The sequence below is a fragment of the Sphaerochaeta pleomorpha str. Grapes genome, assembly GCF_000236685.1.
Lineage (GTDB): Bacteria > Spirochaetota > Spirochaetia > Sphaerochaetales > Sphaerochaetaceae > Sphaerochaeta > Sphaerochaeta pleomorpha.
Genome location: NC_016633.1, coordinates 3,120,089 through 3,130,000, shown reverse-complemented (window position 1 = coordinate 3,130,000; position 9,912 = coordinate 3,120,089). Strand labels below are relative to the sequence as shown.

Below are 9,912 nucleotides of genomic sequence, written 5' to 3'. Positions count from 1 at the left end.
TAGTCAGTTACCCAGTAATCATTCCCATTGAGGCTAGCTCCTCCAACAAAACCTGCGGCTGCAGAAGGACTGGTGAATCTAATGTCCTTCGTCAGAACAAACGTACTATCGATAGAATCAGAAAACTTTGCCCGTAATCTAATCACTTGCTTCGGAGCACTTTGGGTCAATTCCTCTGCAAGCCGACTACCTTTTAGAACTACTATTCCATCGTCTGTGAGCTTTGCTAAAGCTGATGCCTTCTTCCCCTTGGAATGAAAAAGATGATCTCCGATAAAACTTTCGGGGATCCTGCTAACTACCGGTTCAAAAACCTTACGACCAAGAGCCCTCACCACCAGCCGAATATAGTCAATGAAATCTTCCATTTCATCTTCTTTCTCTTCTGGAAGGCTCCCCTTATGTGGAGACCCTCCATTTGTGACCTTACATCGATCAGCATCCAGAGCAATTTCATGGAGACGGTATTCCAGATAGTTGAGTTCGGTGGCACCGAGGGAGTTGTTGTCGGCAGTAATAACGACACACTCAGTCCAATAATCTATGCTTTTATGGGGTTCAAGTATCCTATATAGGACCCCTCTTTCGTTTTTCCGGATATCGGCTTGACCGATATAAACTGCTTCTTCGTCTTTCTCGGTAGTACCAAGAAGAAGATAAACCCCACTTCTGTTCAAATTGTCAATCTGCTTGCCGACTTCGACAAGTATACGAGGAACGATATAGACCACACCGCTCCAGTTCTTGATGGTGCATTTAGATATGCCATCCTTGATGTAAAGGTTTATATTCTTTCCTCTAGCCATTGCTTGCCCCTTACTCTTCATAGGTCCATGATACTAATTCATGATTTTATCTCTTAGCGCTTGATATGAATCGATCACGTCATATTTTATATCCGCATGCCCCAATGCTTCGAAGTGTTTTTTTGCATAGCTGATTTTCTTCTGCTCAATTTCCTTGAGTTGCAACGTTTCCATGCTTCCTTTGGTTTCCGCTATGAAATACACATACTTGAATTTATCTGTATTGAAAACGATAGCCCAGTCTGGATTGTAGTTTCCGAGAGGGGTAGGTATTTTAAAGCCATTTGGGCCACTTGGCAGTTTAGCATAGACAAGCACTTCCTCGCATTCAAGATCAGTCGCAAACTGTCGCTCAACCTTTGAATCGGTTTTGACGTAGTTGTAAATATGCTTTTTCACTTCGAGGATATTTTTAGCCAACGAGCCATTGAAATTATTGATCGTGAAAATACTGTCATCATAGGTCTTGTCTATTTTTGAATAGACGATGTTGTTTATCAAAGTGGCGGCTTTTTCATTATTGATCAGGTTTGAAACACCCTGAATGAAACTTTCCGGATTCACTTTAAAGTTATGAAAAGTTCCAGGCTGCAATCCTTGCAGGATCTTTACAATCGTCTTGCGTGTGAGATTTGTCTCTTTGGCAATTTCGGCCACGAGATCGTATTTCACATCCCCCAATAAAGATTCAGCTCTTTCAGTGATGCTCTTTTCCTTATGCATGCTTTGTCCAGATTTCAGTGATGCTTCATCAATCTTGTCGTCCTGTTCGCCTGAGGTAATATTTATCAAAATCTTTTTGACACTCAGATTGCTTTCGATCGCTCGAATGCATTTATCAACTAACTCCTGACTCTCAAAATCTACCTCATAAACCGTTTTGACCTTTATCCTTTTCCACAACTCCTGGAATTCTTCTTTTGCAAAGTTGTCGTTGGGTTTAAGAACTGCCTCATGTATATTGTTTTCATTTTCATTCTCAGCTGCCTTGAAATTTGCAGTCGTATAAACTTCTGTCATAAACTCGGCCACGCTACTTTCAAATCCTTTAAATTTACTAGGAACAGAGTACGTCTTCTTTTCGATGTCCTGTATCAGGGCTTCTGTGATATGGTAGTTTTCATCCAGATAGCCTTTATTTTTCATATCTATAATTAGGTCCATGGAAGCCATATCATCAAAAACGAATATCTCTCCTTTCTCGTTATGCAGAACCCGGTGTTTCAATACTTCAGATGTAATAACGACCGGTCGTTCAGAAAGTGATGCTACAATTTCACTCTGCAAGGCTTTGGCAAAGGAGTCATATGATTCACTGGCAACAACGGTAAGTTTATTAATATCGAAGAATTCACTATCCAAAACCGATGCGTCCATTCTTTCGCCCTGTGAGTTTACACAAATGCGAAGTCCACGCCCAATTTCCTGCCTCTTACTGATCTCGGACTGGCTGTGTTTGAGTGTACATATCTGAAAAACATTGGGATTGTCCCAACCTTCACGAAGGGCCGAGTGTGAAAATATAAAACGAGTAGGTTCTTTCAGATCAAGAAGCTTCTCCTTGTTCTTCATGATCAGATCGTAAGCACTCTCATCATCACTACCTAGTTCACCGCGCTTTTCCTTCGAATCGATGAAGTGCCCTTTCTTATCTATGGAAAAATAACCCTTGTGTATCTCCTCAACGGAATGGCTGCTGAGATATTCGTTGTATTCCGGTTCGAAGAGGTTCAATTGGCTGACGGCTTGCCTATATTCTTCTTCGAACACTTTCGCGTATAGACCTTTCTCATCAGGACTACTGTAGTCACGATATTTTGCCACTTCATCGATAAAGAACAGGGACAAAACTTTTATCCCCTTCTGATACATCAGACGTTCTTTTTCAATATGTGATCTGATTGTCTCACGTATCTGAATACGCCGGACATGCTCCTCATCCACATCACCAGTAGTTTGTCCTACAGACAAAGTAATTCCATTGGTGAAGGACACTGTATTCGTACGTCCGTTGATTTCTTTGACAACAAAACCCTTATACTGCTTAAGCTCATTTGAATAGACATACAGATCGTCTCTTTCTTTGATTTGTCGAATTTTCTTCTGTATTCCATTGGCTTGTTTTACTTCCAATTCAACATATGCGACAGGGTATTTGCTTGTACTGATTTGGATTCTATCCAAGAACAAGTAACTGTTGGTGCCACTATTACCGACAACTTCAATTCCCTTGACACTGATCTTCTTAACCAATTTTTGATTATACGCATCGATGGCATCCAGCCGATAGATCTTATTAAAGTCTCTTTTATGGGTAGCAGAGTAACGAAGGGTAAAAAGCTGATTGAATTCCCTTGCAGTGAATATCTTTTCTGCTTTATCCCCGAACCGCTGCGGTTCATCAATGATGAGTATTGGCCTTGCCCGCTTGATGATATCGATCGGCCGTTCACTCTGAAGTGTATCCAACTTTTGATATATTTTTCTGGATTCTTGGCTGGTGGTAGCGAAGGCTTGGTAATTCATGATGATCACTTCAATATTTGACGTATTAGCAAAAGTCTTGATATTGATCAGGTTTGACTTGTTTTTCGTATTGTAGATGGAGAAGCGAATTTTTTTTCCGTATATCTCCTGAAAGTGATCAGTCGTGATTTCCAATGACTTATGTACCCCTTCCCGTATTGCCACAGAGGGGACCATGATGATGAATTTATTCCAACCGTACTGTTTATTGAGTTCAAACATGGTCTTGGTATAGACATATGTCTTGCCGGTTCCTGTTTCCATCTCAATCGTGAAGTTGAGACCATCCAGTCTGTTGCTGGTTTTCAAACCCTGCTCTTTCTGTATAACTTGTACATTCCTCAAGATATCAGCATCGGTGATTTCCAATTTTTTATTAGAGAAAATTTCTTCCACCCTGGTGAGTTCGGCGCCAAATAGCCCATTGTCGAGGACATCTCGTCCAACTATTTCCTTTCTGATACCTTTTCCCTGTCCTTCAAAACAGCGGACTACCGCCATGGTGGCATCAGCTTGATAGGGTTGTTGTTTGAATTTCAGCTTCATATTAGATCACCGTGACCTTAGTTTCCGGAGAGAGCCGTTTGAATCGCTCTTCAACATTGATGCGATCTTTATCGTCTACAAAGCTAGCATCTCTAAACACTACCCTCAATGGTTTGTGATCTGCTATGTGATCCACAATATTAAAATCTACATTTTCATCAAAGCAAGCTACCAAGGCATTGGCTTGAACGAAAAACACAGTATTACCTAAGATTTGATTGATTTCGATTGGCAGAGTCAGCTCGAGCCCAAGATCAAGTATCACTTGGGTGAGAAGATCTTCCGGAGTGCGATTTTCTTTTATGTTGCTCTCAAAAGAAGAAAGCATCTCCTGATCAAGCTCGGAAGGAAGATAAAAAACATCTTTCAAATTGGATGTGTCGGTTTTGTACACCCGAAACCCAATATCGAGCCTCTTCAGATATCCTGGGTCTTCTCCTAACTCCAGCTGCTGGCTCTTGTTTTTCAGTTCTTCTACTATCTTTTTCCCAGCACGCCGTATCCGTTCTTTACCGATTTCAGCAATAGTTCTATATCCAGCTTTGAAAGCCTCGCTTTCCTCATCACAAATCTCGGGTAGTTGTACCATAATAAATTTTCGATTACCCCCATCTTCGGCATTGAGCTGTAACACTGCGTCTGCAGTAGTAGATGAGCCAGAAAAAAAATCAAGTACAATATCATTTGGATTTGATGCTAATATCATAGTTCTTTTAATTAGCCTTGTTGGTTTTGGGTTATTAAAAAGTCCTCCAAGATTAATTGCTTTTAACTCATTATTGGCCTCATGGTTATGACCAACCTCATCATAAGGCCATATAGTAACAGGAGTAACCCCATCTTTTACATCACAAAGAAAGCTTTTACGTGAGGGCGTTTGCAAGCCATCATTTCCAAACCAAATTTCATTTCCTGCTTCCATTTTCTCCATTGCAATGTCATTATAACGTCTATAGGTACCTCTTGGGGGTTGCCATGTTATTCCATTACTGAAAGTATAAGAAGACGTATTTGTACCACTTTTAGCATGCAAAGGAGTAGCCTTCCAAAGTCCTTTTGGATGGTTATCAGGATTTGTATATGCATTTTTTTGTGTTTCATTTCGAGGAAGCATGTTAAGTTTTGTTTTTTCTTTATTCTTCGCGAAACATAAAATATGATCATGATTATCTGAAAACCAAGTTGCATCATTCGATCGGGTATATTTTTTTTGCCATATTATATTTGCAAGAAAATTCATCTCTCCAAATACTTCATCTCCTAGTTTTCTTAAATTTCCAACTTCATTATCATCAATACTAATAAAAATCACACCATCATCTTTAAGCAGATCCCTTGCAACAAGCAGCCGCTCGTACATCATGCTCAGCCAATCCGAATGGTACCTTCCGTTGGTGTCGGTATTCCTAAATAGTCTCCCGCCTTCTTCATCTGCAAGCCCTAATTCTTCTTCATACTCATCCTTATTCTTTGAGAAGTTGTCTCTATAAATAAAATCATTTCCTGTATTGTAGGGAGGATCAATGTAGATCATTTTGATTTTACCTAAATAACTTTCCTGCAATATTTTAAGAACTTCAAAATTATCACCCTCAATATACAAGTTCTCAGTGGTATCAAAGTTGACACTTTCTTCTCTGCATGGTCTGAGCGTCTTGGTAATTGGAGTATTTGCTTTAAAGAGGGAAGCTTTTTTACCCGGCCAGTCCAGACGGTAGCGTTCGTTCTCGTCTTCCACGATACAATTTGACAAGACCTGCCTCAATAAATCAAAATCAACCGCTTTTTTGATATCTCCGTTTTCATCTTTTGTTTCAGTTATCACGTTAGGGAATAGCGCCCCAATTTTTCCTATGTTCACATCAGTCAAATCAGGCGTGCTCATCTTCATCTTATCCATTATTCTGATCCTCCAGTAATATCTGTTAGCAGCGTTTTTTTCTTCAGCAAGATCTTATGAAGCTCAACCTTCCGGTTAAATTGCTTTTCCTTTTGGATGCTGCTCTCCAAAGAGACAATCTCTGTTTCCAGGGTTCTGATCTTCTGATCTGTACTAACTATATCATCAAAATCATCTTTATCCTTGGCTTCATCTCGAAGAAAAGCTTTTACCAGTTTCTGATAAACCAGTTCAAGGTCAATTCCTGTGAAATCAAATACCAGATTTGTATTCCAATCTGAGAAGTAGTAGTTGCCAATATTATCCCCATTTTTCAGCGAGATACCATATGTGACATTTTCCTCATACACAAACCGGTATAGGATTTGATAGGGAATACTTTTATCAATGATCTTCACAACATTCTTTGGAACTTTTTGCTCCTTCAATTCAATCTCAAAAATTTGTATCTCAGTTACAGCTTCTGTCTTCGCAATCCCGAGGGTATTTTCCGCGAGCTTGTACTTCCAGGTAATCCTCTGAACCTTATCTACAAATTCTTTCTGAAGTTTTGAGCTCAGTTTTGACCTCTCATAAAATCGAGATTTAGCAACAAACTTGTTTACTAGTGTTTCCTTGGGAAGCTTAAAATCATCCTTCATCATCGAACCACCACAAATGCGAGTAACTCAAAATCTTCCAACCCCTTGATACTATTCACAAGAGCGGTCGTTCCTCCACCAGAGAATAGACTATCTACTTCGCTCTCGTCCTTCACGTTGAGAATTGCTTCAATGGCTTTGTTCAGGAGGCTTGAATACCGTTGCATATTCTTGCCGTCATCAGTCTCGTCATTGAAGGGCTCATAGACTTCTTTGATCGGTTCATCTCTGTCCTTGCATAAGGCTCGAAGGATATCAAGAGTGTTCTTCACATCAAGATGGGAGGAAAGAATGGACCCATCGGTTTTCAGATAGACCAGGTAAAACGGATGCAGTTGGTTGGAGTTATCAATATTGACCCCGTTGTTGATATTTCTTAAAACATAGATGACACCTTCCTCAATGCCACGCTCCACATCTTTTTCGCACACGGTATGCATGCCGGTTGCCACAGAATCCATCGATCCGTTTTCTTTGACGTAATTCACCAAATCCATACGGAAGTCATTCAATCCCAGATCCGTTATGGATAGGCCTGAACCCATATCCTCAATATCAACAACTTCTTCCTGGAGTTTCTCAAGTTGCTTTTTACGGAACAGTAAATCTGATGACTTGTTCGTAAGCACATTATCTTCACCGGTAGCAGTGGCATCCACCATGAACATTTTGTTTTCAACCCTGCTCTTGAGATTAATGTAGTCATCCAATGAGAGCTGTGGCCAAAAATTGATCAGCTGGATGTCTTGGTTGATGGAACCGATACGATCGATCCGCCCAAAACGCTGGATGATACGCACAGGATTCCAGTGGATGTCATAATTGATCAGGGTGTCGCAATCCTGAAGGTTCTGCCCTTCCGAGATACAGTCTGTAGCTATCAAGACATCGATTTGGGGAGCTTCTATATTTCTGCGTTCCTTAGACCGAGGCGAAAAATTGATCAGCAAGTTGTTGAAACTGGTATCTATTTTCAAGGTACATTTATTGTCATCCGATCCAGTTATCTTCGCGCATTCAAGCCCATAGGTATTTTTGCAGTATCCAGAGATATTATTGTACAGGTAGTTAACAGTATCGGCGAATGCGCTGAAAATCAGCACTTTCTTGTTTCCTGGATTGATAGGATTTACAAATTTGTTTCCGATGAGATCTTTCAAGTCATTCAGTTTAGTATCGTGCTCCGGGCCCACCCTCATCATTTCACGGAGTATTGCTTTTGCTACACGTACATCAGCTTCAAGGTCCTGCTTCCAGCCGCTTGTATTCATATCAGCAAGTCTGACCCTTACTTTCCCGCCAACACACGACTCATCGTTCTGCCAATCATCACTATCAGCATCCAGATCAATATCATTCAGATGTATTGCCTCTGTATATCTGTCACCACCATTCGCCTCAAAATTTATAATCTGTTTTATGGTTGTCTCGTTCGCTTGGATGAATTTATTCAGCGTTATCCTGAAAGAGTCCACAGAACTTTCCAGGCGTTTGAGCAGATTGACCCGCATCAGGGTCTGCAAGCTCTTCTCCCGGTGGGATTGCTTGAAACTGGATTTCTCACTGATATTCGTATCATACAGTTCACTGTAAAACTGCATTTTGCTTTCGAATATATATTCGGTCGGAGAATAGATAGCCAAGCTCAACCGAGAGAGTTCCCGATACAGTTCCGATATCTCGATGAAATTTTCAAGGTCTGTGATATCCGCATGATGGGTGATGGGTTTCAGTCGGTTGGGAAATCGGCCAATCTTGTTCACATCATAATACTTCTCGATATGCTTCCTGCTTCTGGCGATGGTCACACTATCGAGTAACTTGAAGAAATCAAAGTTGCTGTTGAGGTTTGCGAGAAGCTCCTGGCTGGTGCGCTTTTCGATCGGCAACTTCGACCAATCGTTGAAAATCTTCTGAGCATTTGAGAGGATGACCTCGACTGATTTCTCCGTGCCCAATCGTTCGTCGGCGATACCGGTCTCCCCTTCCCAAGCGAGTGCAAGCTGGTTCTTGAGATCGGTGAATCTATTGTTGACTGGAGTTGCGGAAAGCATGAGGACTTTTGTTTTGACTCCCTTGCGCATCACATCGTTCAACAATTTCTGATAGCGTGTCACATGATCCTTATGCGGATCATTGTTCCTGAAGTTATGGGATTCATCGATGACTACAAGATCATAGTTCCCCCAGTTCACCCTTGACAAATCTATACCGTTCGACTCTCCCTTGTCCCTAGATAAATCCGTGTGGTACAGCACATCATAATTGAGCCTGTCCTTGATCAGCGGGTTGTCCTCATAGTTGTTCAGGAAGGTCAGCCAGTTGTCACCCAGTTTTTTTGGACAGAGGACCAGGATTGAACGATTCCTTTCCTGGTAATACTTAATTACCCCCAAAGCGGAAAAGGTTTTTCCAAGCCCGACACTATCGGCAAGGATGCATCCGTTATGCCGCTCCAGCTTATTGATGATCCCAAGAACAGCATCCCGTTGAAAGTCATAGAGCTTGTTCCAGGTGACGGATTCCTTGAAACCGGTTCGTTCGTTGGCCAGCTCATCCTCAGAGATATCTACCAAAAACTCGTTGAAGATATGGTACAGGATCAGATAATAGATGAATTGTGGCGAATTTTCCTTGTATAGATTAGCAATGTAGTCAGTAACCTCCTCGGTAACATCCCGCAAGATCTTCTCATCATTCCATATCTCATGGAAATTCTGGATATACTGTTTGGTCGTTTCGTAATCGTCAGTCTTGATGATCTGGTTCAGAATCGAATTATCCTTCTCATATCCAAAACCGGCACTACTGAACTCGTTGATTCCCATATATACAAAACTATTCTCTTTATTGATCAGAGTAGTATGAGGCTGGATGTATTTGCTTCCCGCATTTGTCTTGAACGTTACTTTCTGTTCAATCCATTTCTTGCACTCTCTGGCAATCGCTTTCCCTTTGAGTTCATTCTTGAGGTTTATCTCAAATTCTGTCCCGCTAATCGATTTTTGTCGATAGCTGGAATTGATGTAAAACTGTTTCTGTTCCCTGTTCTTCTTATCAAGCTCTATGAATGTTGGATCAGTGAAGATGAACTTCAAAGAATCGATCTTCCTCAATTCAGTCTTAAGCGCTTCATAGCCATAAATTGAAAAGATACCTGCAGCAATCTGAAATTTACTTTCTTTAGCGATATTCTTCTTTAGATCATCTCCGACTTTTTCAGTCCGATTGTTGAAGGTTTGAATCATGATATCGACCTTGGCATATTATCGTTGATTATTCGATTTAAGTATCGCCTTCTTTTAGATAAAGAAGCCCCATACTTTTTCATCATAGATGTCCCACTCTGATCTCTATAATCTCGTTGCTGCATCCCGAATTGCAGAGGACAAATGTCGATACCCGATTTCATACAAAGTTGCTCCCATCATTGGCCTAAATTATTCATTCATTCGTATTTATTGATAACGGTCGTGCTTGATTTGTAAGTATA

General features: G+C 40.9%; 5 protein-coding genes (1 of these 5 running past the window's edge). All 5 read right to left on the bottom strand.

The window, feature by feature from the left end:
* A protein-coding gene (locus SPIGRAPES_RS14275; RefSeq protein ID WP_014271459.1) for a GIY-YIG nuclease family protein crosses the window boundary here: on the bottom strand, positions 1-806 show its 5' portion. It extends 82 nt beyond the left edge of the window; the window shows 806 of its 888 coding nt (coding positions 1-806); the start codon lies at positions 804-806; its stop codon lies off the left edge, out of view.
* Between the two features lie 33 nt (positions 807-839).
* Positions 840-3,728: a type III restriction-modification system endonuclease gene (locus SPIGRAPES_RS14270; RefSeq protein ID WP_215904756.1), complete on the bottom strand. Its 2,889-nt coding sequence runs from the start codon at positions 3,726-3,728 to the stop codon at positions 840-842.
* Between the two features lie 151 nt (positions 3,729-3,879).
* Positions 3,880-5,778 carry a site-specific DNA-methyltransferase gene (locus SPIGRAPES_RS14265; protein ID WP_014271457.1) on the bottom strand — a complete coding sequence of 633 codons (1,899 nt, stop codon included), beginning with the start codon at positions 5,776-5,778 and terminating at the stop codon, positions 3,880-3,882.
* Entirely contained in the window at positions 5,778-6,422 is a 645-nt protein-coding gene (locus tag SPIGRAPES_RS14260; RefSeq protein ID WP_215904755.1) for a DUF4391 domain-containing protein, read from the bottom strand. The genes SPIGRAPES_RS14265 and SPIGRAPES_RS14260 overlap by 1 nt, the downstream gene beginning before the upstream one ends.
* The gene (locus SPIGRAPES_RS14255; protein WP_014271455.1) at positions 6,419-9,667 is read right to left on the bottom strand and encodes a helicase-related protein; all 3,249 of its coding nucleotides are present in this window, start codon (positions 9,665-9,667) and stop codon (positions 6,419-6,421) included. Before SPIGRAPES_RS14255 ends, SPIGRAPES_RS14260 begins: the two co-directional genes overlap by 4 nt.
* Between the last annotated feature and the right edge of the window lie 245 nt (positions 9,668-9,912).